This window comes from Psychrobacillus sp. 05T411 (assembly GCF_056396485.1).
Genome location: NZ_JBFTLO010000013.1, coordinates 48,282 through 73,744, shown reverse-complemented (window position 1 = coordinate 73,744; position 25,463 = coordinate 48,282). Strand labels below are relative to the sequence as shown.

17 protein-coding genes are annotated in these 25,463 nt (G+C 38.0%); 15 read left to right on the top strand and 2 right to left on the bottom strand.

Annotated features, from left to right (window positions below; translation table 11 throughout):
• Positions 1–2 precede the first annotated feature (2 nt).
• A complete protein-coding gene (locus AC1DFT_RS12375; RefSeq protein ID WP_478159059.1) occupies positions 3–485 on the top strand; it encodes a flavin reductase family protein in 483 nt (160 codons plus the stop codon).
• Positions 486–633: 148 nt separating this feature from the next.
• Here AC1DFT_RS12375 and AC1DFT_RS12370 read toward each other — a convergent pair whose 3' ends face one another.
• Complete coding sequence (locus AC1DFT_RS12370; protein WP_478159058.1) at positions 634–1,404, bottom strand: IclR family transcriptional regulator; 771 nt, start codon at positions 1,402–1,404, stop codon at positions 634–636.
• 420 nt (positions 1,405–1,824) lie between these two features.
• On the opposite strand from AC1DFT_RS12370, the gene AC1DFT_RS12365 reads away from it, so the two are divergent.
• From AC1DFT_RS12365 to AC1DFT_RS12320, 10 genes are all read left to right on the top strand, one after another.
• Positions 1,825–2,817 (top strand): catechol 2,3-dioxygenase, encoded by a 993-nt coding sequence (locus AC1DFT_RS12365; protein WP_478159057.1) that lies wholly within the window; start codon positions 1,825–1,827, stop codon positions 2,815–2,817.
• A gap of 14 nt (positions 2,818–2,831) precedes the next feature.
• Positions 2,832–3,743 carry an acetaldehyde dehydrogenase (acetylating) gene (locus AC1DFT_RS12360; RefSeq protein ID WP_478159056.1) on the top strand — a complete coding sequence of 304 codons (912 nt, stop codon included), beginning with the start codon at positions 2,832–2,834 and terminating at the stop codon, positions 3,741–3,743.
• Complete coding sequence (dmpG, locus tag AC1DFT_RS12355) at positions 3,740–4,750, top strand: 4-hydroxy-2-oxovalerate aldolase (protein ID WP_478159055.1); 1,011 nt, start codon at positions 3,740–3,742, stop codon at positions 4,748–4,750. The genes AC1DFT_RS12360 and dmpG overlap by 4 nt, the downstream gene beginning before the upstream one ends.
• 64 nt (positions 4,751–4,814) lie before the next feature.
• Entirely contained in the window at positions 4,815–5,606 is a 792-nt protein-coding gene (locus AC1DFT_RS12350; RefSeq protein WP_478159054.1) for a 2-keto-4-pentenoate hydratase, read from the top strand.
• Positions 5,606–6,400 carry a 2-keto-4-pentenoate hydratase gene (locus AC1DFT_RS12345; protein ID WP_478159053.1) on the top strand — a complete coding sequence of 265 codons (795 nt, stop codon included), beginning with the start codon at positions 5,606–5,608 and terminating at the stop codon, positions 6,398–6,400. The genes AC1DFT_RS12350 and AC1DFT_RS12345 overlap by 1 nt, the downstream gene beginning before the upstream one ends.
• A 9-nt stretch (positions 6,401–6,409) precedes the next feature.
• Positions 6,410–6,610 (top strand): 4-oxalocrotonate tautomerase, encoded by a 201-nt coding sequence (locus tag AC1DFT_RS12340; protein WP_478159052.1) that lies wholly within the window; start codon positions 6,410–6,412, stop codon positions 6,608–6,610.
• On the top strand, positions 6,607–8,079 hold the full coding sequence (locus AC1DFT_RS12335; protein ID WP_478159051.1) for an aldehyde dehydrogenase: 1,473 nt from the start codon (positions 6,607–6,609) through the stop codon (positions 8,077–8,079). The genes AC1DFT_RS12340 and AC1DFT_RS12335 overlap by 4 nt, the downstream gene beginning before the upstream one ends.
• A 17-nt stretch (positions 8,080–8,096) precedes the next feature.
• A complete protein-coding gene (locus AC1DFT_RS12330) occupies positions 8,097–9,485 on the top strand; it encodes a PucR family transcriptional regulator (protein ID WP_478159050.1) in 1,389 nt (462 codons plus the stop codon).
• Positions 9,486–9,606: 121 nt separating this feature from the next.
• Positions 9,607–10,269 (top strand): ribonuclease H family protein, encoded by a 663-nt coding sequence (locus tag AC1DFT_RS12325; protein ID WP_478159049.1) that lies wholly within the window; start codon positions 9,607–9,609, stop codon positions 10,267–10,269.
• Between the two features lie 283 nt (positions 10,270–10,552).
• A complete protein-coding gene (locus tag AC1DFT_RS12320) occupies positions 10,553–11,575 on the top strand; it encodes an SGNH/GDSL hydrolase family protein (protein WP_478159048.1) in 1,023 nt (340 codons plus the stop codon).
• A 47-nt stretch (positions 11,576–11,622) separates the two neighbouring features.
• Here the strand turns inward: AC1DFT_RS12320 and AC1DFT_RS12315 are convergent, their stop codons facing one another.
• Positions 11,623–12,033, bottom strand: a complete 411-nt coding sequence (locus AC1DFT_RS12315) for a hypothetical protein (protein WP_478159047.1) — start codon at positions 12,031–12,033, stop codon at positions 11,623–11,625.
• A 170-nt stretch (positions 12,034–12,203) separates the two neighbouring features.
• Between AC1DFT_RS12315 and AC1DFT_RS12310 the strand changes: the two genes are divergently transcribed.
• From AC1DFT_RS12310 to AC1DFT_RS12295, 4 genes are all read left to right on the top strand, one after another.
• The gene (locus AC1DFT_RS12310) at positions 12,204–12,683 is read left to right on the top strand and encodes a metal-dependent hydrolase (protein WP_478159046.1); all 480 of its coding nucleotides are present in this window, start codon (positions 12,204–12,206) and stop codon (positions 12,681–12,683) included.
• A gap of 256 nt (positions 12,684–12,939) precedes the next feature.
• Complete coding sequence (locus AC1DFT_RS12305; protein ID WP_478159045.1) at positions 12,940–17,256, top strand: choice-of-anchor I family protein; 4,317 nt, start codon at positions 12,940–12,942, stop codon at positions 17,254–17,256.
• A 188-nt stretch (positions 17,257–17,444) separates the two neighbouring features.
• Positions 17,445–21,926, top strand: a complete 4,482-nt coding sequence (locus tag AC1DFT_RS12300) for a metallophosphoesterase (RefSeq protein ID WP_478159044.1) — start codon at positions 17,445–17,447, stop codon at positions 21,924–21,926.
• A 289-nt stretch (positions 21,927–22,215) separates the two neighbouring features.
• Complete coding sequence (locus AC1DFT_RS12295) at positions 22,216–25,326, top strand: purple acid phosphatase family protein (RefSeq protein WP_478159043.1); 3,111 nt, start codon at positions 22,216–22,218, stop codon at positions 25,324–25,326.
• The last annotated feature ends 137 nt before the right edge of the window (positions 25,327–25,463 follow it).

Here is a 25,463-nt window from a genome sequence, read left to right as displayed (position 1 = left end):
GAATGGATAGTCGAGAATTTCGTAATGCTATGGGCAAGTTTGCCACTGGAGTAACCGTAATTTCAACGGACGTAGAAGGAGTTTTTCATGGAATGACTGCAAATGGCTTTATATCCATTTCATTGGATCCAACTTTAGTGGCTATTTCTATCGGGGAACGTGCGCAAACTCTTAAGTTGATACAGGAAAGTAAACGATTTGGAGTTAGTATTTTAGCGGATAATCAACTGAATATTTCCAAACGGTTTGCAGGGCAAATACCAAGCGATGAATCGTTCCAATTTGATGTTTCCAATGGCTTTCCTTTAATCGAAGATGCCTTGGTACAAATTGTCTGTCGCGTGGAACAGGAGATTGTTGCTGGTGACCATACAATTTTTATAGGACGTCCAGAACAATTACATGTAAAAGACGGGGAACCATTACTATTTACGAATGGTAAGTATGCTGCTTTGAACCAGCAATACGCCACATCATTAAGATGAGCGTCACCATGCAATTCCAAGGCTATTCTGACAACCGAATGTAATTCATTTTAGCTCGTAAAAAAGGGCTATGTGTAAAAAAAAATACGGTAATCACGTAAAAAAGCAGCCAAAAATACAATGTTGGCTGCTTTTCCCTTCTTTTTCATCAGTAACCATACCCGAGTTTCTCTGATATGATTCTCCCTGCCTGTATTAATTCAGTAGCAAAATGTTGCATGCGTTGTTTAGACATCCGACTACTAGGACCAACTAGATTGATAGCCGCCACTACTTTTCCAGTATAATCACGAACTGGTGCTGCTACAGAATTTACACTAATTGTATATTCGCCGCTACTCTTAGCGTAACCATTTTTCCGAATTGCAGCCAATTCATTTTGAAGGGTCATTGGATCGGTAATTGTATTAGCTGACACTTTGGTTAAACCTTCCTGTATCATGCTCTCTACGATAGAGGGATCCCCATGTGCAAGTAATATCTTTCCGGAGCTTGTACAATGAGGATAGTTATGTCGACCAGGATGCGTTTCTATATAAATAGAGTTTTTCCCTTCTTCTTTACACAAATAAACAATTTCTTGATTGCTAAAAACAACGAGATGCGAAGTTTCGTTACATCGTTCCACTAAGTTTTTAATAGTAGGTAAAGCTTCTTTATGCAAGTCATGATGACCTAGAACAATCGAATTTAACTCCATAACGGACACACCTAATTGATACTTATTTGTTTCTATGTCTTTAGTGACAAAGCCTTCAGAAGCAAGAGTAGCTAAAATTCGTTGCACACTACTCTTACCTATGCCAAGCTCCGCAGCAAGTTCGCGCACTCCCTTTTGTGGTTTATCCATTTTAAATGACTGTAAAATTCTTAAAGCATTTTTGACGGAGCTAAGCATATATTCATTACTTGTACCCACTTGGACCACCCCAGATTGAATTTTATGAATATTTTAATTTGTGTCTCTTCTAGAGGGACAGTAGATTGAAGTTATAAGTTATCTTGATTATTATCAGTATATACTAAATACCAACAAATTGGAGGAGGTTTTGTAACCGTTTACAAATATATGGAGCGCATAATCCAAAGATGAAAAGAAGCAATCCTCAAAAAACTTGATACTAATCAGAATTTACAAGAATTACATCTAAGGCAAGAGCGTTTATAGAATCAATATATATATATATTCTGTATTTTCTGACACGGGTTGATAGTATTTTACAGTTTTATCAACATCTCATGTCGTTGATAGCGCTTACATTTAGTCGTATAGTTTAAACAAATGCTGCTTTGAAACAGCAATACGCCGCATTACAAAACAAAACTGGGGGAATTATAAATGACACAATTACACAAAGAACCAATTTTTGACGTAGCTCAAATTGCACACGTAGAAATGTTATCAAATACACCTAAAGAGACTATTGCATTTTTTACAGATATGTTAGGGATGCAAGTAGTGGAAACTATTCATAACCAAACTTATTTGAGAGCTTACGAGGATAATTATAAATACTCGCTAATTATAACGGAATCCGAAGAGCCGGGGTTGGGACATGTAGCATGGCGAGCAACTTCCCCACAAGCACTTGAACGCCGTGTGAAAGCATTAGAAGCAAGTGGCCTGGGCATTGGTTGGTCGAATGACCAGCATGGACATGGTCCTGCGTATCAATTCACAACACCAGACGGTCATAATATGGAAATTCTTTGGGAAGTGGACTATTTTGACTGTCCAGTTGAAGCTCAATCCAAACTACTTTCAAGAAGCCAAAAAAGACCGCTTTATGGGGTTCCAGTTCGCCGTTTAGATCATATCAATTTGATGTCTTCCAATCCTGCAGCAGATACAAACTTTTTAATCGATGTATTAGGATTCAAGCTACGTGAGCAAATCGTTGATAATGGTCATGTAATTGGTACATGGAATAGCGTATCTAATTTAGTGCATGAAATAGCATTTATGCAGGAACCGACAGGTGTTAAAGGAAAGCTTCATCACGTTTGCTATTGGTACGGCATCCCTCAAAATCTATACGATGTAGCGGACCTACTAAAGGATCATGGTCATTTTATTGAAATACCGCCAAACAAACACGGGGTAAGCCAGGCATTTTGTATGTACGCATATGAGCCAAGTGGAAACCGTATAGAACTTTTTGGAGATGCAGGATATCTTATATTAGATCCAGATTGGAAACCTATTACTTGGCAAATGAAAGATGTACCTGGAAATGGAGATACATGGATTGGTGCTGTATTCCCAGATTCGTTTTGGAACTATGGAACACCGGTTACAGCTCCAGTTCCTTTAGAAGCTGTAGCTGATTAAGAGGAGGGTCCCAAATGGAGAAGATTAAAGTTGCTATTCTAGGTTCCGGGAATATTGGAACGGATTTAATGTATAAATTATTAAAATCTGAAGGGTCGATGGAACTTGCTTTGATGGCTGGAATAGACCCTGATTCCGAAGGCTTAAAACGTGCTAAGAAACTTCAAATCCCGATTACAGCAGAAGGTATCGACGGCATTTTGAAAGAAAAGGACATAGGCATTGTATTTGATGCGACTAGCGCAAAAGCACATCTTGCGCATGCACCACTTCTAAAAGAAGCGAATATAATTGCAATCGATTTGACGCCTGCCGCAGTGGGACCATATGTCGTCCCTGCTATTAATCTAGTGGAACATATAGAGCAAGTGAATGTGAATATGATTTCCTGTAGTGGTCAAGCTACAACTCCGCTTGTGCATGCGGTTAACCGAGTAGCAGCTGTTAAATATAGTGAGATTATCGCAACCATTTCGAGCGTTTCTGTTGGACCAGGGACGAGACAAAACCTAGATGAGTTTACGATTACGACTGCAAATGCTTGTCAGAACATTGGTGGTGCCAAAAATGCACGTGCTATTCCTGTTATAAACTCAGCAGAGCCTCCAATTATGATGAACAACACGGTATATGCCGTATTAGAAGAAACGACGGATGAAGAAGCGGTCGTTCAATCGATTGAACAGATTGTGAAAGAAGTACAAAAATATGTACCAGGCTACCGTTTAAAGCGGAAACCTTATATAGATATTCGTCATACGCCTTGGGGAGATTTGCCAACAGTTATTATCCTCAATGAAGTGGAAGGAGCGGGAGATTTCTTCCCTACTTACGCTGGCAATTTAGATATTATGACGGCGGCAGCCAAACGGGTAGGAGAGCAATTTGCTGCGCATTTATTGCAAAAGAAAGGGGTCATCGTATGAAAAAACCGATTGTGACAGATACAACACTTCGAGACGGCTCTCATGCAGTCAGTCACTCTTTTTCCCCTTCTTTTGTAGGGGAAGTAGTAAGTAAACTGGCGAATGCTAAAATGCCAATTATTGAAGTAAGTCATGGATCAGGTCTTGGTGGTTCAACGATTCAACAAGGGTTTTCTAAGCATGACGAATGGAAATTAATTGAAAGCGCTGTTGCAAATAAAAAACAATCTAAAATAGCATCTCTTTTTGTACCGGGAATTGGAACAATCCCTGAAATAAACAATGCTTCAGATATTGGTATTGATGTGCTACGTGTCGCTGTCCATTGTACAGAGGCAGATGTAACGCAACAGTATTTTGAACAGGCTAAAAATAGAGGCTTAGAAACAGTTGGATTTTTGATGATGAGCCATACGCAACCAGCATCGGTGTTAGCTAAGCAGGCAAAACTCATGGAGAGTTATGGGGCGGACTGCGTCTATGTTGTCGATTCGGCTGGTGCACTTGTGCCGGATGGTGTAAGAGATCGAGTAGCAAAACTCAAAGAATCATTATCTATTAATGTAGGTTTTCATGCGCATAACAATTTAGGACTGGCTATCGGTAATACGGTGGCGGCTTTAGAAGCGGGTGCAAATCAAATTGACGGAACATTGCGTGGACTAGGTGCTGGGGCTGGAAATGCGCCGACGGAAGTGCTAGTTGCTGTGCTTAATAAAATGGAAGTTGAAACGGGAATTGACTTAACCGTATTAATGGATGCAGCGGAAGAAATCATTGCTCCGGTTTTCCAATATCCATTAGTTATCGATCGTGATAATTTAGCTGCTGGTTATGCAGGTGTTTATAATAGCTTTTTATTACATGTGAGAGAAGCAGCGGTGAAATTTGATATTAGTCCTGTTTCTATCATGGAAGAATTGGGGCGCCGACATGCGGTAGCTGGTCAGGAAGACTGGATTTTGGATGTAGCGATGGAATTGGCACAAAAACAATTGGTGAAATAGAACGTGGAATGCCGTTAGTAAGAGTCTATTAGCGGCTTTTTTCTACATAGAAAGGAAGGATCAAATGGTATTAATTTCTCAACTAGCCAACGAATTAATTGAAGCTGAATATTCCAAAGCTCCTATTGCTCCATTAACCGAGCGCCATCCCGAGCTAACATTATCAGATGCATATCATATTCAATTGCAATATGTGGAGAAAAAAATAGAAGGCGGAGCACGCATAGTAGGAAAAAAAATCGGTGCTACAAGTAAAGCTATTCAAACGATGTTCGGTGTCGAGCAACCGGATTATGGTCACTTATTTGACTCGATGATGTATATGGACGGCGACAAAGTTCCTCTTCAAAATTTATTGCAACCTAAAGTAGAATGTGAGATTGCATTCGTCTTAAAGAAAGATTTGATTGGACCAAATATTACCCCTCTTGATGTTATAGAAGCTACCGATTACATCGTTCCGGCAATTGAAATTATTGATAGTCGAATTGAAGACTGGAAGATTAAATTTGAAGATACCGTATCAGACAACGGGTCTTCTGCCTTAGTTGTGATTGGAAGTAAACCAACTAAATTAGAAGGTTTAGATTTAACTAGTTTAGGAATGAATGTGTTGAAAAACGGAGAATTTGTCGAATCGGCAACGGGAGCCGCAGTGCTAGGAAATCCAATTAACGCAATTGTATGGCTTGCCAATGCCTTATCTACTTATGATGTAAAACTTTTAGCGGGGGAGATTGTCTTATCTGGTGCCTTTACAGCTGCTTTGGAAATTCAAGATGGTGATACTTTTACAGCAGAATTTGCTCATATCGGTACCGTTACAGCTACTTTTGAAAATGGGAGGGAAAGTTGATGGAAACAATCACTTTGGAAAGCGTTGTACAGAATTTATTTGAAGCTGAAAAAGAAGTAAAAACACTTCCACAATTCGCAAAAGAGTATCCGGGGATGGATGAAGACAAGGCTTATGATATTCAAGAAAAGCTTGTTCAGAAGAAATGCGAGGAAGAGAAGACAACTGTTTCTGGCTGGAAATTAGGATTGACAAGTAAAGCGAAGCAACAAATGATGGGCGTGCATGAACCTTCCTATGGTGTATTACTAAAAAATATGAGTTTAAATGAAGGAGAATCACACACCCTGACCCCTTACATTCATGCGAAGTTAGAGCCTGAACTTGCATTTGTTTTTAAGAAGGATGTCCAAGGAAGCTTTATTACTCCGGCACAAATAATAGATGCTACGGATTACATCGTTCCAGCTTTTGAAATAATCGATAGCCGTTTCGAAGCCTTCAAATTTACTTTGCATGATGCGATTGCGGATAATTCATCTTCTTCTCGCTATATGTTAGGCAATCAATTTATGTCACCAAATGAAATTGACCTGCGATTAACAGGAATTGTTTTTAGAAAAAATGGGGAAGTTGTAGCAACTAGCACACTGGCAGCGGTCATGGGAAATCCTGCGATAGCTATTGCATGGATGGCAAATAAGATTGCTAAGAGAAACCAGTTTATTAAAAAAGGGCAAGTTGTATTAAGCGGTGCAATTACAGAAGCAATGCATATTTCCCCAGGAGATCAATTCGAAGCTTCGTTTGATGGGATTGGAACTATAAATGCCGGATTTCGGGCAGGAGAGTGAGGAGAAACAATGCCATTTATTCAAATTACAATTGCTGAAGGAAGAGAACCTGAAAAGAAAGAACAATTAATATATGAAGTAACCGAAACAGTGTCAGCTGTAATAGGTGCTCCAAAAGAAAATATTCGTGTACTAATTACGGAAGTTCCGACTACGCACTGGGGAATTGCTGGTCAATCCATTTCAAAAAGAAAAGAGGAATCTGTATGACATCTGTAGAAGTAAAGGTTAGAAGAGTATTTCATTTTATCAACGGAAAATATGAAAATTCTTCCGATGAACAGACATTTGAAGTGAAAAATCCAGCAACGCAAGAAGTGATTGCTGTTGTTTCGGAAGCTACAGAGGAAGATGTAAATAAGGTTAGTGAAGCTGCAAGAAATGCCTTTGATCATGGACCGTGGAGAACGATGACTCTTGCTGATCGTTGCGATAAAATTCGTCGTATGGCGGAAATTATTCTGGAACGTAAAGAAGAGATTGCTCGTCTGGAAGCGCTAGATGTTGGAAAACCATATAGTCATGCTATTACCGGGGAAATTCCACGTGCTGCCCATAATTTAAAGTTTTTTGCTGACTTTATGGAAAAACAAGGCGGAGAAGTTTATCCGATGGAAGAGGCTTATCTCAACTACACCCGCTATGAACCAGTAGGCGTTGCAGGATTAATCACTCCTTGGAATGCACCATTTATGCTGACTACTTGGAAACTTGGTCCATGCTTGGCCGCGGGAAATACAGCCGTGATTAAACCAGCAGAAATGACGCCGTTGTCCGTATCCCTTTTAGGAGAAATAGCAAAAGAGGCAGGAATTCCTGACGGGGTTGTCAATATTATACACGGTAAGGGAAGTGTAGTAGGGACGGCAATTACAGAAAACAAAGATGTCGATCTCATTTCGTTTACAGGCTCTACTGTAACTGGAAAGGCTATTATGCGCAATGGTGCTAATACGTTGAAAAAGTTCTCTTTTGAATTAGGCGGGAAAGCTGCCAACATCATTTTTGAAGATGCAGATTTGGATAAAGCAATTCCTGTATCCATTCAAGCCGCTTTCTTGAACTCCGGGCAAGTTTGTTTAGCAGGTTCACGCATTTTAGTGCAACGAACGATTTTAGATTCTTTTATCGAGAAGTTTAAACACGCTGCTGAATCTCTTGTCGTTGGAGATCCGCAAGACGCAACAACTAAAATGGGTCCACTAGTAAGTGAAGAACATTTTAAGAAAGTAAAAAGTTATTTAGAGATTGCTAAGGAAGAAGGAGCAACACTTATAACAGGTGGCGGTATTCCAGTACTTGCACCTCATTTGGAGAGTGGCTATTACTTAGAGCCGACTGTTTATTATCATGAAGATCCTACGGCTAGAATTTGCCAAGAAGAAATTTTCGGTCCAATTGTAACGATTATTCCATTTGACACGGAAGAAGAAGCTTTAGCTATTGCCAATGATACAGAATATGGATTGAACGGTGTTATTTGGACAGAGAATTTAAAGCGTGCCCATCGAATCGCTCATGGTGTTCGAGCAGGAACAATTTGGGTTAACTGTTGGTTCGTTCGTGATTTGCGTGCCCCGTTTGGAGGATTTAAAAAGAGTGGTATCGGAAGAGAAGGAGGACAACACAGCCTAGAGTTTTTCTCCGAAGCTAAAAACATTTGTATTGCCTTAAACTGACTAGTGGAGGGAACAATATGAAACAATGGTTGTCAACTAATTTAGGTACTGGGTCTAGCTCAGAAAATCAGCAATATACAGCTCTAAATCATCACAAGCTCCTTTTCCCAAAGGAGTCTTTTTCTACGTGGAAGCAACAATCAGTTATGGAAATCAATAGTGAACAATCCCAAGCATATGAAAAGCTTGAGGAAGAACGAAACCAACTTCAAAGAGTGATTGATGTTCAAAATGCGCTTACGGATGAACTAATTCGATCGAATAGCTTAACGAATGTTTTAGTTATATTAAAAAAATATATTCCACTACCTATTATTATCGAAAATCATAAATGCCAAATTACAGACTATGAAAATATTGATCTAGTAGAAGCAAAGCAACTTCAAACCTCTTTTCATAGGGAACTGAAAAAATGGACGATAAAAAAGACCGAATTTTTAAAGTTGGACAATCATTGTCGTCTTGTTACTCCTATCTATTTACAAAATCAGATTTTGGGTTATTGTTCTTTTATCTATGATTCCGATAATCCGAAATCAAATGATGGCGAACGAATGATTTTGGATAGATTAACATCAATATGTGCAATGATCTTTTTGAACAATAAAAACATCATGGAAGCCAATGCCAGAACAAAAGGACTTCTTTTTGAGAAAATATTAGCAGATGAATTTGAATCAAAGGAACAGATTTATCGAGAACTTAAGATGCTCAATATCGATGTAAGTGGTAAATATCATATAGCTTTAATATCGTTTAAATACAATAGCTACCTGAAAGAGGAAAACTTATCTATTTTCACGAGTGTTTACGAGGAAGTTATTCAATTTTTTCAAGAAAAGGATTTTGAAGTACTGCTAGTTCAGCGCGCGAATGGGATATTATGCTTTATAGCGGAAGATGGAGATCATATATCCTTGCAAAATGGTCCAATCCAATTTTGTAATCGAATCAAGCGAAATCACCCGAAAATCCAATGCCATGTCGGTGTCAGTACGACAGATAATGATTTGCAAAATGTAAACAGTTTAATGAAAGAAGCGATGACAGCCGCTAGATTTACAGCAGATCATCAACCTACAAAGTATTTTAGAGAGTTAGGAATATTGGGCATTTTAGTCCATACCCAAGAAGAAACCGCCATCAAAAAAATAGCGAAGATGGAATTAGGAGCAATTTATGGTCAAACGGAACAGCAAAAAGAATATATGCTTACTTTATATGAGTTTTTAATAAATGGAGGAAACCTTGAACAAACCTCAACAAAACTGAAATTATCCATTAGTGGACTGCGCTATCGTATAGCAAAGATTCGTGAAATACTTCAAGAAGATTTAAAAGACTCACAAAAACAATTTGATCTTTTGCTAGCGTTAAAAGCATTGAAAGTTATCGGTGAGTTTTAGTGTTTAGATAGAAAAAAGCGTAGTCCGATTGGATTGCGTTTTTTTCTTGCTTATGTGTAAAAAATGAACAGCATAGGGTAATCTATAAGTACATATATTTAAAAGATTGGAGTGGGCTGCGATGAATGTTTTGATTGAATGGACATATAGAACCCAAAAAGGAGTAGAAACAGTTTTTCGTTCCGAAGAGATGTCGGCAGCTCAAGCGGTTTTGGTTGGGGAGGATTTGGAGAAAACAGGTCGCGTGAAGAGTATGATATTCATTGACCGTTTTGATAGCTCGTGGACGCTAAAAGAGTTGAAGGGTTATCTAAAGGGGATTGAAACTGAACCTCATAATGTTACCGTTTATTTTGATGGTGGTTTTGACCGAGCAACTAGAAGTTCTGGTTTAGGTTGTGTTATTTATTACGAGCAAAGTGGAAAGTCGTACAGATTGCGGAGAAACTCATTCGCTTCTGAGCTTGTGTCCAATAATGAAGCGGAATACGCAGCATTCTATCTGAGTTTACAGGAACTAGATATTTTAGGAGTACATCATCTTCCAGTACGGTTCACAGGCGATTCACAAGTCGTGATTAACCATTTGAGTGAGGAATGGCCGGTAATTGAGAAGGATCTATCTAGTTGGGCAGATCGCATTGATAAGAAGTTGAAAGATTTAGGCATTCAGCCAGAGTACGAATTAGTGTCAAGAAAAGCGAATACAGAGGCAGATCGATTGGCAACTCAGGCATTGAATGGGATTGAGATCACCGGGACTAGTGAAATGAATAATAACTAATGAATGGAATGACCGGAAAGTGAATCGCAAGGTAGGATATTAAAATCGCAAGATCCCCAGACTCCATCGCTATGCAACCCCAAAAAACTTTCACAGTGGAAGCGACACTGTGAAAGTTTTTGATTTCTAATTTCCTTGCAAATCCAAACACTAAATAATTTTATTTCAAAATAAAGTTGTATCTATTAAAAGGAATAGTTAGTATTAAAAGAAAATGCAGTTTATTTCGGGAATTCACATGGATACTTATGCATAAAATAGGGTGGATGAAGGAGGAAATAATATGAAGAAAACTTTATCGTTTGTAGTAGTTGCAATACTTACTATTTTTAGTTTGTGGACTCCTGCGGTGCAAGCAGAGAGCAAAAAAATCGATTATGTGGCGTTAGGGGATTCATTGGCGGCTGGACATACGCCATATGGTGCAAAGGTTGGAAGAGGCTTCACAGATATTATTAGTGAAGAACTTGCTAAGAAAAATTTGTTAGCATCATTTAATAAAGATTTTGCTATGACCGGTGAAACTAGCCTTGGCTTATTAGAAACCTTAAAGCGTGCAGAAGTACAGCAGGCTTTAAAGGGAGCAGAGCTTGTGACGATTGTTAGTGGAGCAAACGATTTTATAGACGAAATGTATAATCCAGCTGATGAAAGTATTAATGCAGATCTTGCTAAAGCGACAGTTCTGTTGAATAAAGTATCTAGTAATTTGGCTTCTGCTATTCAACAAGTGAAAGCACTCAATTCGGAGGCGGATATTTATTTGTTTGGTTATTATTTTCCGTTACCACATATTGAGGACGATACGATCAAACAACAGTTGAAAATTGCTTTTAGTTTTGTGAATAATAAAATGGTAGAAATCGCGAAAACTGAAGGTGTTCATTTTGTTGAAATTGCATCAGCATTTGACGTAAATGGTGATTTCTATTTGGAAAATCCGAAAGATATCCATCCCAATGAAGCTGGATACCAAGTGTTAGCTGATCAATTTTTAAAGAGTTACACAATGCCTGTACAGGTGCAAACTCCCGCCCCAAAAGTAATGTGGGGGAAAACGGAACTTAAACTTGGTCAAATTGGGAAAATAACGATTGTAAAAGATACTTATTTAATGAAAATCGAGAGTGATGGTTCATTATCAACTGTTCGGACTTTGAAAAAAGGGGAAGAGTACCGAGTTTATAGCTATAAAGGACAACAGAATGGTCTTTATGGTTTAGGTGGAGGTAGTTTTGTTCAAAAAAATGATGCAATCAAGTATGAAACTCCATCTAAAGCGAAGTTAGCCTTATTACAAAAATAGAGTTAACTGGAAAAAGCGACTGAAGTTCGTAACTTCAGCCGCTTATTTTAGTTTTCCGCATTATGATTGGTATTTTGTTGTTTTGCTGGCGATTGATTATTAGCTTCTGGTAAAGATTCTTCCGATTTAGGAAGCTTCTTTTGTTGCGATTTTGGAAAGGCATTTTTTGCTGCCGACTTGGAATCTGGTTCCTGCACTTTTTCATTGTAATATTGAACGCTTGTCATGGACCCTTCTTCTACCATGCGATTGTCATCTGGATCATTAGGATCGGAGAAACCGGCTTTCGTCATTTGAGTTGGCTTATGCTTTCTTGTATCAGCATAAGAGTTCATTTTTGTTTTTGTATTTTTCAAAGTTGTCATTGCTTGTTCTCTATTTTCTAATTTAGTGTAGTACGCATATGCTAATGCAGCAATTCCTCCAATTAATAAAGCACATCTAGTTTTATTCGACATCTCCATCACTCCCTAAATGTATTGTTAATATGATACCCATTTTAAATAGCTACCAAACATTTTCGCATTTGAAGTTTTAGAATAAATGGTTACTAGTAGACTATTTATTCATTTGGTAAATTAGTGTAAAATAGTAATTTAATTTATAAATAAAAGGAGAATAAAAAAGCATGACAGGAAAGACACACATCATAGGCGGTATTACAGCAAGTCTTGCTTTCGCACAAACTTCCAATTATGAAACAATCCTTTTAGTTGGAGCAGGAGTCGTGGGTGCCTTAATCCCGGATATTTGCCATGGAGGTAGTAAAATAGGCAAGAAGTTGCCGTTATTATCGAAAATTATTAGCACTATTTTTGGGCATCGCTCCTTTACGCATAGTCTATTGTTTTTATTTCTTATTGGAGTTCTTTTGAATACATATGTAGCAAATGAATCCATTGTTGCAGGAATTTTAGTAGGGATGGCCAGCCATTATGTATTAGATATGGCGACGAAAAATGGCATAAAATTGTTATATCCACTAAAAGTGACAGTGCGTTTTCCACTTACAACGAGAACTGGAGGAGCAGTGGAAGATGTAGTGTTCGTTGCTTTGTCTCTCTTAACGGTGTATTTTGGGTATGGAGTTTTTGTGGAATATTTTTGAGATTAGTAAAAGAATATTGATTTAAATGAGCATGCTATTTCACTAGAAGAATCTATGTGGAATAGCATTTTTTTATTGATTTTCACATTGTAAATGATTATTAATAAAATATTACATAAACTTTACATTATTCAGATTGTACTAAATATTTCTTTTGATTATCTTTAAGTAGCCACCTTATTGTTCCAAGTAGTCTACCTATTTGGTAATTAATAAGTAGAATGATCAAATTGTTCAACATAATAGGAGGAAAATGATGAAAAAGAATACGGTCAAAAAGTCTGTAATTGCTGCTGCTCTTGCAACGTCTCTATTAACATCTACAAATGTAGGTTACGCGAATAGTTCCCTACAAGAAATAGTAGATCAAGCCAGAAAAGATATGAAAGATGCGGCTTATGCTTATGTAGTTCCATCGCAAAATGGAAAAATTGCAACAAGTAAGGAATTATATCCATCATTAAACAAAGCAAAAGCAAATTATGAGAAAGCAAAGAAAGCAATCGAACAAACGAATGCAAAAAACAAAGATACTTTGCTAAAAGATTTAAACGAATTATACAATGAGAAAATTACAAAAGGTATTGTTCCGTATATTGACGCTTATAATTATGCGGACAAATATTTGAACCCAATTATGGCGAATATTAAAAAAGCAGAGGCTGAAAAAGATTGGGCAGAGGTAGAGAAACAATATCATAAATTATCTGCTCAGTTGAAATCACGTACTGCAATCCTATATCGTTTTAGTGGAAAAGCCGCTCGTGACCTATTGTTAGACTTATATAAAGAACCAGCAAACCAAAAACGTGAACAGTTAATGGTACCAGTAACAATTTATATGAAAGTGCAAGAAGCAGATAAACTACTAGCAGCAGGGAAAAAAGAAGAAGCTACTAAGGTTTTAGAATCTATTATTCCTTTACAAGATAAAGTACCGTCTCTTAGCGCTTTGCCAATGTTGAAAGAGTTACTAGATGAAGTGATTGTGGTAGCTGAAAAAGCAGGAATTGAAATTATTCCAAATCCGACTACTCCAAAACCAACTCCTCCTCCTACAAGTGGCGGAAATAATGGTGGTGGTAATAGTGACAGTGGTAATTCGGGTTCTAGCAATTTCAAGCTTTCAGTTATGCACACGAATGATATACACTCAAGCCTTGATAAGGCAGCCGAACGTGTAACAGCAGTGAAAGAAGTGCGAGCTGCAAAACCAAATGCATTATTACTTGATGCAGGGGATGCTACGACAGGAACATTATACTTCAATGAATTCAAAGGAAAAGCAGAAATCGAATTTATGAACTTGATGGGCTACGATGCAATGACATTTGGTAACCATGAGTTCGATTTAGGTTCATCTGATGAAGGATTAGAAGCCTTAAAAGACTTTGTTGTAGCAGCAAACTTCCCATTCGTATCTGCAAACGTTGACTTCGCAAAAGATGATAAATTTACTGGATTATTCAGTGACTTAATTTCAAGTAAACCTGAAAAAGGCCAAATTTATCAAGGAATTATCAAAGAAGTACAAGGACAAAGAGTAGGGATTTTTGGTTTAACAACAGCAGAAACTGCTCAACTTTCAAGCCCGGGAGCTATTACGTTCGAAGACTACAAAGCGGAAGCTGAAAAAGCAGTAAAAGCCTTTGAAGCACAAGGTGTTAATAAAATCATCGCTATATCTCACCTTGGTTACGATGATAACCCAGCGGTAGACAATGATCTTCTATTAGCAGAAGAAGTAGAAGGTATTGATTTAATCGTTGGTGGTCATTCCCATACAACACTTACTAAGCCAGTTGTTGTTGATAAAGATGGAACACCTACAGTCATCGTACAAACAGGTAATGCGAATGCAAATTTAGGTGTAGTTGACCTTACATTTAATAACAGAGGTTTAGTTGTTGGACAAGTAGGTGAACTAATTAAGATTGACAAACAAACGCCAGATGCAGAAGCTGCTGCATTATTAGCTCCGTATAAAACGAAAGTCGATGAGATAGCTAGTCAAGAAATTGGCGTTTCAGCAGCAGTTGCCTTAACGAACCCACGTACAGGTGATGAGGGCAATACTACGGGTGAAAGTGTTCGTAAAAACGAAACAATTCTTGGGAACGTAATTACAGATGGTATGCTTCAAAAAGCAAAAGAAGCAACAAATAAAGAAGTCATAATGGCATTCCAAAATGGTGGAGGAATCCGTGCAGCAATTAATGCAGGTCCAATCACTGTTGGAGAAGTAATCACAGTACTGCCATTTGGCAACACTCTAGCGACTATGGATATTACAGGTAAAGAAATAAAAGAAGCATTTGAACTAAGCTTTAGCAAATATCCAACCGAAAATGGTGGATTCTTACATGTAGCTGGAGCAAAAGTAGAATATGATTCTTCAAAACCTGCCGGACAACGTGTTGTATCTATTGCTTATCAAGATGCTGACAAATACACAGCAATCGTAGACAACAAAACATATACAATTGCAACAAATGCATTCACGGCTAAAGGCGGAGACGGTTATGATGTATTGGCCAAAGCTTATGCAGACGGTCGTGTAACGGATCTTGGTCTTTCCGACTGGGAAAACTTTAGAGAGCACTTAGTATCTTTAGGTTCAATCCCAACTGAAATCGAAGGTCGTATTGTAGATGTTAAAGGACAAGTTGTAGATCCGGAACCAGAAATCGTTGTAGATCCTGGAACAACACCAACACCGGTAGCAACTACGACACCACCACTTTATAACTCTAATGCTGAAAAATTAATAGTTTCTCAAGTAGCTCGCTATGATAGTGGTCAAGGTGAAACAGGAACAGAAATTTTAGCATTTGATAAAACTACTAACAAAGCTTTTGTTACAAATGGTGCTGTTGGTGGATTTGATATTTTATCATTTGCAGATGTGAAATCTGGTCAATTTACACAAGTAGATTCTACAAAACGCATTGTAATTGAAGATTACGGAATTACAGGTGTGAAAAATATTACAAGTATCGCTTCACATCCAACAGCCGATTTAATCGCAATTGCTGCGTATGGAGAAAAGACAGACCGTGGATATATCGTATTTACAGATAAAGACGGAAAATACGTAAAGCATGTACAAGTTGGATATTTACCTGACATGGTGACATTCACTCCAGATGGAATAAAAGCAATCGTTGCGAATGAAGGGGAACCAGAGAACACGAATACTGAGAACGATCCAGCAGGTTCTATTTCAGTAATTGATATTTCTTCATTCAATCATACAGAGCTTCAATTTACAGAAGGAATGTTAGATGAAAAAGTTCGTATGTCGTTCCAAGGAAAAGGGAAATCTTACCTCGAACAATTAGAGCCTGAATATGTAACAGTTTCTGCTGATAGCAAAACAGCTTATGTTACATTACAAGAAAACAATGCGATTGCGACAGTGGATTTAGAAAGTAACACAATTTTGCATGTTAAAGGTCTTGGCGTTTTGGATCACTCTGTAGATGGGTTTGAAATGGATGCATTTAATGATAAAGACGGAACGAATAAAATTGGTATTTCGAAAGCGCCAATTCTTACTTTCCATATGCCAGATGCAATTGATACATTCATTGTTGGTGGCAAAACGTACATCATTACACCTAACGAAGGCGATTCACGTGACTACGCTGACGACGAACAATATAGCGAAGTGGCAGAAGTAAAAACAGCTGGAACGTTAAATAAGTTACCAATCAAACTAAAAGAAACACATTACGAAGGATATTCACAAGATGAATTAAGCGGCTTCGATTTTAATACTATTAAAGACTACAAAGCAACAATTGAAAATGGATTAAACGATGCTGGTACAGAATATGAAGCAATTTACGGATATGGTGGACGCAGCTTCTCTATTTTTGATGCAGCAACGATGAGACAAGTATTTGATAGTGGAAGCCAATTCGAAAAAATTATCGCTGACAAAACACCACAATATTTCAACATAAATAGTGATGAAATTAAAGTGGACAATCGTAGTGATGATAAAGGTCCAGAGCCAGAAACAGCAGTTGTTGGTAAAATCGATGGTAAAACGTATGCATTTATCGCTTTAGAACGTTATAGCGGTATTATGGTTTATGATTTAACAGATGTGAACGCGCCTGAATTCGTAACGCTTATTTCAAGCCGTGACTTCTCAAAAGATGCAGCTGGAGATGTTTCGCCAGAAGGTTTACAATTTATCCCTGCTTCAGATAGCCCTACTGGAAAAGCGTTACTTGCAGCGACTCATGAAGTTTCAGGAACAGTTGCGGTATATGAATTTGAAGGAACTGGCACTCCGGTTACACCAGTAACAGTAGTTGCAGCAGCTGCTTTCACAGGCACTGCTGAAAATCCAACAACTTTTGAAGGCAATATTTCTGTAGACGTTTCAGCAGTTACAAGTCTAAAGAACGCAATAATCAAAGGTGATTTAATTCTTACGGGGAATCCAACAGGAAAAGTGTCATTTGAGAATATTACGGTTGAAGGTAATTTCGATCTATCAGGACTTGATGAAGACATTGACTTTGACGGAATTACAGTAACAGGAGAATCAAATCTTTAATTCTTTTCACAAAGCCTTCTAAATAGAAGGCTTTGTGTTTACCTATGCTCTGACTAGCTTTACTTCTACTAGTTTGGATTTAAGTGGAGAAACGGCTGCAGTCATTTAAAAGGGGAAAATGAAGGAACACTGAACGATTCAAAGAKATACCAGTATGTGTATCCTAATAAAAAGGGAGTTTTATAGAAATGAGTACTGAAAAAAAGGTGGCGTCAAAACTAATTTCAGCACTATTAGCAGTGCTTCTTGCTGTTTCGAGTCTTGTAACGCCTATGACCACATTTGCAGCAGCACCTGCGAATATTCCGTCACAAATTTCAATGAGTATTGGTGGTGGCGCAGAAGCAGGTAAAACAGCGATGAGTTTTAACTGGGTTACGGATCCTAGTGTGGACTCATCGGAAATCGTTTATAGTACAACACCAAATCTAGATAGCACAACACCTGACCAAGTTACTGATGCAATTGGTACAACACCTGACTCAGTTACTGGTGTAATTAGTACAACATCTGATTCAGTTACTGGTGTAATAATAAAAAGCGCAAACAAGTCTACACCAAAGGAAGAAGATATTATTATAAGTAGAAATGAGCCGGTTCAATTTACACCGATTAATACTTTTAATGTAGTGATCCAAGATCTTATTCCTGAAACAACATATTATTATAAAGTTGGTAACGCTAGCGACGGATATAGCGCTATCGAAAGTTTCACAGCACCTGCAGATCCTGATGCAAACAAGCCCTTTTCGTTTGTGATCAGCCCGGATACACAGGGAGAAACTGTAAGTCAGTTTGAAAATACAAAAGAATTATACAATCATATTAAAGAAAATGAACAAGATGCTGCCTTTCTAATTCACACAGGTGACTTGGTAGAGGATGCGCATGTTTCAGATCAATGGCAGTATTTCTTTGATGCATCTCAAAATCTGTTAAATACACTACCAATTATGTCTACGCCTGGTAATCATGACGGTTATGACCGTGATAGAGATTTAGTACAGTATCGAGCAAGGGCGAACCATACATCTTTAAATAAACCAGAAGGTCTAACTCCAGCTGGGGAAGGAACAGTATATTCATATGAATATGGAGATGCTTTATTTATATCTCTTAATTCTTATGCTTCTAAAGATGACGATGCGATTCAATGGGAATTCTTAGCGGATGAGGTCGAAAAAACTTCTAAGACGTGGAAAATTGCATATTTTCATGTTCCAGCTTATAACCCAGGTCATAGTCACTATAACATCGATAATGTGACAGGTAAAAAACTTACCGATGCGGGTATCGACCTCGTATTAAATGGTCATGAACATGGATATCATAGAAACACTTTAAAAACAACTTCAACAGAAACAGGTAAAGAGAGTTTTGAAAATGTACAATTCGGTGAAGCACCTACCTACGTCATCGGAGGATCAGTTTACAATTATGGGTACAGTCTAAACGGTACAGAAGACACTTCCTGGAGTGACTTCCATTATGATCTTCGCAAAAATAAGACGGGTACTGGCGGTGGATCTATCCATGCTCCAGGGGTATACAGTAAGGTAAATGTTACGAGTAACGCAATAACGTATACAGCGTACTATAAAGCAACGGGCGCTGAGAATCCTTTCCAAGTAATCGATACATTTACGATTACCAAATCAGGGGATGAACTAAATCAGCCGATAGGTGGCGGTGAAGAACCTACTTCTGTATCCTTCTTGTATGATTCATTTAAACAAGAGGAAGGTAAGTACATTGCACGCTTTAACTGGGTAACACCGACAACAACGAAAACAACGCAACTTTATTACGCTAAAAAGTCAGACTTTGAAAGCAATGGCGGGAACTTTACAGATGTTGTTATAGGAACAAATAACACAGTAGATCTTTCAAGCGCGCTTAAAAATGCGAATTATACTGGTCAAGGAACTGACTACTCTATTAAGCCGATTCAAAGCCATAAAGCGGAAACGGCTGTACTTGAGCCTGATACGGAATATGTCTACTCCGTTGGTGATGGTGCAATGAATGTTACAGATGTAGAATCGCCGGCTATCCTTAAAACACCTGCCAGCGATATCGATACTTTTAACTTTAACTGGGTAACTGACGTACATGCTTCTCCTGGCTCTAGCCATAATGGTGCAGCACTTGAACAAGCATTTACTGATTTCCCAGATGCTTCATTTATTCTAAGTTCGGGTGACCAGCTCTCGTATGCTTTCGATACTACGCAATGGGATGCTTTTTTTGAGGGAAATGCCGATAAATTCGCGCGTGTACCACTGTATCTAGGTGTAGGAAATCATGAGTACGACGGAGCAGGTAACAAATGGGCACCAAATAACAGCTGGGACTCGGTTGACCCAACTTTGCAAAATCTTCTAGGTCGCTACAACCCACCTAAAAACGGTGCATCATTCTACGGCGGTGGCGATGGTACGGAAAGAATGGTTTCGGGCTTAGACGTAATGCAGTTTGAAGCAAGTAACTACTATTTTGTTTATGGCGATACACTTTTCTTGATGATGGATTATCAAGATCAAAGCAGCTCTGCTCAAAGAAAAGCTCAGCAAGACTGGATGAAGTCTGTTGTGAAACAAAATCCTACAAAGTGGACTGTAGCAGTTATGCACAAGACGCTTTTCGGATATCGTATGGCAGAACCTGTAGCAACATGGACGGACGCTTTTGATGAAGCAGGGATTGATGTTGTACTAAGTGGACATGATCATGTTTATGTTCGTTCACAGCTATATGCAAATGGCGCAAACATTGAGCCTCAAACTAATGGTAACGGAACAACTTATATCACGAACTATTCTGGAAATAACGACAGACGCGGACCTTATTTCGAAAGCTATGAAAGAGATGCATCGAAAATGGCATATGTAGATGTAAGACCAATTGGAAAAGGATTCTCGAATATTTCAATTTCACCAGAAGGAATTAGAATTACTAGCAAGGGTTTTGATAAAGAAGGAAATTTGGTTACTGGGGATGACAACGTACTAATTACAGACACACCACGTCAACATAATTTAGAAGACTGGGCATTTCCAGTAGTACCACAAGAAGTCAACGAGTTAACAATAACGGAAGTTGAACTAAATGGAATTGTAAAAGAAGGTCAAACATTAACTGCATCAATTACACCATCTAGTGCTACCGCTGATTTCAAATGGGAGAGCTCAACGGATGGTACAAAATGGACAACGATTGAAGGAGCAACATCATCTTCTTATACGATTAAATCGGAAGATGTTGGCTCGTATTTACGTAGCGTTGCAACAGGAACAGGATTCTATAACGGTGTAGCGAATAGCCCAGCTACAGAAAAAGTGACACCGCTTGACGGTGGGAACACGGAAACGATAGAAATCGGATCAGCAAGTGAATTGGTAGCATTATCTGAAGGGTTTGGCACTTTAGCCTATCCAATTGACGGTAAATATGAGCTATCGTCAAATATTGATATGCAAGATGTGACAATCTCAGCAATTGGCGGAGGCAGCACTCCAACTCCACTTTTAGGCACATTCGATGGAAATGGCTATACAATTAGTAATTTGAAAATTGAAAGTGCAAATGGTAGCACTGGCTTCTTTGCTTATATTGGCACTGGCGGTAAAGTAGAAAACCTTAAGCTAGTAAATGTAGATATTACTGGCAGCAGCAGCACAGGTGCCATCGCTGGGACATCTACTGGTACAATTGAAAACATTTATGTGGATGGAAAAATAACTGGCGGAAGCAATACAGGCGGTATTGTAGGTATGCTTCATGCAGGTACATTACAAAATTCTACAATCGATGCTGTAGTTTATGGGAACCCTTCAGGTGCATTAATTGGAGGCACGAATTGGGGCTCACCTCTTACTGCAAGGGATACGATAACTGGTAATGTCATCTTGAATAACCTTGTAATGGGTACAGTTACTGGACCAATAGACGGTGGTTATATAGGTGCTGTTGTTGGCGATATGGGCGGTTCTAAAGGTAGTCTTCTCCAAACCTTTACTGGAAACGTTGTAGCCAATGAAGTAGCTGGAACTGAATCTGGTAAAATCGGAGGTTATTGGTCAGGTAGTAGACCAATTATCGACATGAATTCAATCAATTACTATAACAATGAGAGGTTAACTCCAGATGGATTACCATCAGGAATTGCCGCTACGTTTGTAGGAAAAGTGGCTGCCGATTTTGCACAACAAGCGACATTCGAATCATTAGGATGGGACTTTGTAAACGTTTGGAAATGGGATACAACGAACAATGTGCCTGTTAATAGAGCGTTTAATATGGATGATGGAGATGAAGATAACGTAGAACCAATCACTCCAGAAAAAACGTACAACTTCAAAAACTATAAAACTGGAAAACTAATTATTAATAAGCCAAGCGTATCGGTTTCTCTAGATGCCGCATCTACCATCAATAATGGTGTTGTATTCACAGGAGAATACGCAGAATTCCATGGTGCTGGTTTTGCAGATAAAACAATTACTATTAAACCCAAAAAAGCTGATGCGATTATCGACTTTAAAGGAACAGAAGTTCAAAAAGTAGTGATTAGTGGAACAAATGTAAAAGAAATTCGTGGTAGCGAAAAAATTGTTACTATTGAATATGTAAATGGAGCTAGCTCTGAAAATATTAAATTTAACAATTAATAATGGAATCGATTATGAAGTGGAAAACAGCCCTTTGATCGAATAGATTGGTCAAGGGGCTTTTCTTTTCTGAATTTTTAGTACAGTGGAGTTTATGAATCAGCTATGGAAAGAGTCATTCCACCTGAGACTTTTACAGTGTGTTAAGGCTTTGGAATATTTACCATCACATAGATTCATTAATTTACAGAAAATTAATAATATGGAAATATGATAATAACAATATACTTGTATACTAGCGTTGACTTCAACAATTTATATCAAAAAAATAGAATGGAGAGTTGATAGCGTGGTATCTCTATTGAAAGAAAATCAATCATTGCGACGTTTCCTTATAAGTGTTCTTGCATTACTAATGGTACTTTCAAACTTAAGTACATTTGCAGGGACAGTGGTAGCAGCAGAAACTGAAGCACAGTCAGACTTGACTTTACTAGACAGAGCAAGCACATGGAAGTATCTTGATAATGGAACGGATCAAGGTACAACATGGAAGGAAAAAGAGTTTGATGATAGTACATGGAATGCTGGTGTAGCACCGCTGGGCTATCCAGCAAGTGAGAAGCATGGAACATTTGGTAATATCACAACGATTATTGATTATGGTAGCGATGCACAAAACAAGCATGCAACATCTTACTTCAGAACGACATTTGAAGTAGAGGATTTAACAAAAATTAGTACTTCTGGTTTAATTACGGCAGGTATTGATGATAGTGCAATCATTTACCTAAATGGAAATGAGATTGTTAGATATAATCTTCCAGAAGGTGAAGCTATTCCATTCAATGCTTATGTTGAGGGGTACGGTCTTAATGATTCACCAGAAACTAGTGATAAAACCTTCAATTTAACTGAAGAACAAATGTCTTATATAGTAGAAGGTACAAATGTACTTGCTGCTGAAGTACATCAGGACAGACCTTCTAGCTCAGATGTGTTTTTCGATATGGAGTTTAAATCGATATATCAAGCACCTGTAGATCCAACAGTCTATGATGCATCTTATATTTCGTTCTCTCCAGGAACTGACGAAACAAAAAGAAATTTCTCATGGTATTCTCCAAAAACGGGTGTACCGGGTGTGATTGAATATGCGAAAGTAGTTGATGGTAATACAACAACTGCTGATACTATTACTGCAACTGTTGTTACAGCGACATTAGCAACAGCATCCTCAGGATACCAAGCAAACGAAGCGACTATTACTGGTCTTGAAGATTCTTCAGAATATGTCTATCGTTTAGGCGATGGCAATGGTAAATGGACAGAGTTTTACAGCTTTAAAACTCAAGAAACAGAATCATATAATTTCCTATTCACTGGAGACCCACAAATTGGCTCTTCAGGTAATATAGGTAGAGATACTCAAGGATGGATAAACACGTTAAATAAAGCACTTGAACAATTCCCGAATACAAGCTTTATACAATCAGCGGGAGACCAAGTCAATGATGCAGACTCTGAAGAAGAGTACACAGGATATTTTGCCCCAGAACAATTGAAACAATATCCGACTGCGACAACAATTGGTAATCATGATGATACAGAAACATATGAGTATCATTTCAATACACCAAATCAAAACCCCGCATTAGGAAACAAAGATAACTCTGGTGGAGATTATTATTTCATATATGGCGATACACTTGTCATGAATTTGAATTCGAATAACAAAAATGCATCAGAACATGCTCAGTTTATGGAAGAAACGGTAGCGGCTAATCCAGGTGCCAAATGGAAAATTCTCGTTTTCCACCACTCTTTCTATAGTGCGGCAAGTCACTCTCAGGAGTCTGGAATTATTAAATGGAGAGAAGATCTTGTACCAACGATTGATAAATTAGATATTGATGCAGTATTAATGGGACATGATCATTCTTACGTAAGAACATATCAAATGAAGAATCTTCAAACATTAGAAAATCAAATGATTGCTGAAGATGGTAGTGTGATTAACCCTGATGGTACATTGTACTTAACTTCAAACTCTTCAAGTGGTAGTAAATATTATGACTTAAAAGAGCCTGAATTTTATTCAGCAAACAGATCACAATTAGAAACGCCAACATTTACAAATATCGAAGTTACACCAACAAGTTTAGAATTTACAACTTATCGTGTAGATACAATGGAAGTAACGGACACTTATAAAATTGTTAAGGATCCTTCAATTGAAGTTGTACTTCCAGCACTCGAATCGGTTTCAATCCAAGCAAAAAATACGGTAGTGCCAACAGAACCGTCTACATTCTATCCAGAAGTTTCACTTAATGTAACAGGAGAAAATGTAGAAGGAACCAAGTATGGTATTGCTTTCGATGACATTACGTATAAAACAAGTCCTGAAGGTCAACTTTCTATTGCTCAGGATGGTAAGGTAACAGTTGAAGCAGGTGCTCAGCCAGGTAATGTAGAAGTTTGGGCGGAAGTAACAAATGATGGAAAAACATTTGAAACAGAAAAAGTAATGCTTCAAATTGTTGAGCATGCAGAACGAACAATTTTCGAAAAAGCACAAGCATGGAAATACCTTGATGATGGATCAAACCAAGGTACAGCATGGAGAGCAGCTGATTTTGATGACAGTAGCTGGAAAAGCGGTGCTGCACCACTAGGATATTCAAAATCAGAAAATCGCCCAATGTTTGGTTCAGTTAACACAGTAATCGACTATGGTCCGAATTCAAGTAATAAAATTCCGACATACTATTTCAGAACAACGTTTGAAATCGAAGATCTATCTAAAATTGGTGATGTTGGTTTAATTAACTTCGGAATTGATGATAGTGTCATCCTTTATTTGAACGGACAAGAAATTGGTAGAAATAATCTACCAGAAGGCGAAATTGGTTATGACAAATATTTATCCGATTTATCGGGGTCAAGTGTTGCAGATGAAAGTAGCTATGAATCATTTTACCTAGATGCAGCAGATTTAGCTCATTTAGTTGAAGGTACGAACGTGTTAGCTGCGGAGGTTCATCAAGATCGTCCTTCAAGTTCTGATATATACTGGGACATGGAATTCATTACTACAGTAAATAAAGGAGCGGGCGAAGGACCAATTGTTCCAGTAAAAAAATATGATTTCAAAAACTTTCATACTGGAAAACTAATGATTCATAAGCCAAGCGTATCAATCACTCTAGATGCCGCATCCACCATCAATAATGGTGTTGTATTCACAGGGGAATACGCAGAGTTTAGTGGTGACGGTTTTGCAGATGAAACAATTACTATTAAACCGAAAAAAGCCGGTGCGATTATCGACTTTAAAGGAACAGAAGTTCAAAAAGTAGTGATCAGTGGAACAAATGTAAAAGAAATTCGTGGTAGTGAAAAAATTACTATTGAATATGAAGATGGAGCTAGCGCTGAAAATATTACTTTTAATTAAAACATCTTAAAAGGACAGGAGAATATTTTAAGTTCTCCTGTTTTTTGGAGAATAAAACATCCAATGCTAACAGCGGTGATGGTAATATTACGTTTGAAAAATTAGATGCAAGTGTTGATGTAATACTTTAACAATTT

Bases quoted from the DNA above. Each gene is read 5' to 3' on its own strand.
- AC1DFT_RS12375 (WP_478159059.1), top strand. From the start codon at position 3: ATGGATAGTCGAGAATTTCGTAATGCTATGGGCAAGTTTGCCACTGGA.
- AC1DFT_RS12365 (WP_478159057.1), top strand. From the start codon at position 1,825: ATGACACAATTACACAAAGAACCAATTTTTGACGTAGCTCAAATTGCA.
- AC1DFT_RS12360 (WP_478159056.1), top strand. From the start codon at position 2,832: ATGGAGAAGATTAAAGTTGCTATTCTAGGTTCCGGGAATATTGGAACG.
- dmpG (WP_478159055.1), top strand. From the start codon at position 3,740: ATGAAAAAACCGATTGTGACAGATACAACACTTCGAGACGGCTCTCAT.
- AC1DFT_RS12350 (WP_478159054.1), top strand. From the start codon at position 4,815: ATGGTATTAATTTCTCAACTAGCCAACGAATTAATTGAAGCTGAATAT.
- AC1DFT_RS12345 (WP_478159053.1), top strand. From the start codon at position 5,606: ATGGAAACAATCACTTTGGAAAGCGTTGTACAGAATTTATTTGAAGCT.
- AC1DFT_RS12340 (WP_478159052.1), top strand. From the start codon at position 6,410: ATGCCATTTATTCAAATTACAATTGCTGAAGGAAGAGAACCTGAAAAG.
- AC1DFT_RS12335 (WP_478159051.1), top strand. From the start codon at position 6,607: ATGACATCTGTAGAAGTAAAGGTTAGAAGAGTATTTCATTTTATCAAC.
- AC1DFT_RS12330 (WP_478159050.1), top strand. From the start codon at position 8,097: ATGAAACAATGGTTGTCAACTAATTTAGGTACTGGGTCTAGCTCAGAA.
- AC1DFT_RS12325 (WP_478159049.1), top strand. From the start codon at position 9,607: ATGAATGTTTTGATTGAATGGACATATAGAACCCAAAAAGGAGTAGAA.
- AC1DFT_RS12320 (WP_478159048.1), top strand. From the start codon at position 10,553: ATGAAGAAAACTTTATCGTTTGTAGTAGTTGCAATACTTACTATTTTT.
- AC1DFT_RS12315 (WP_478159047.1), bottom strand. From the start codon at position 12,033: ATGTCGAATAAAACTAGATGTGCTTTATTAATTGGAGGAATTGCTGCA.
- AC1DFT_RS12310 (WP_478159046.1), top strand. From the start codon at position 12,204: ATGACAGGAAAGACACACATCATAGGCGGTATTACAGCAAGTCTTGCT.
- AC1DFT_RS12305 (WP_478159045.1), top strand. From the start codon at position 12,940: ATGAAAAAGAATACGGTCAAAAAGTCTGTAATTGCTGCTGCTCTTGCA.
- AC1DFT_RS12300 (WP_478159044.1), top strand. From the start codon at position 17,445: ATGAGTACTGAAAAAAAGGTGGCGTCAAAACTAATTTCAGCACTATTA.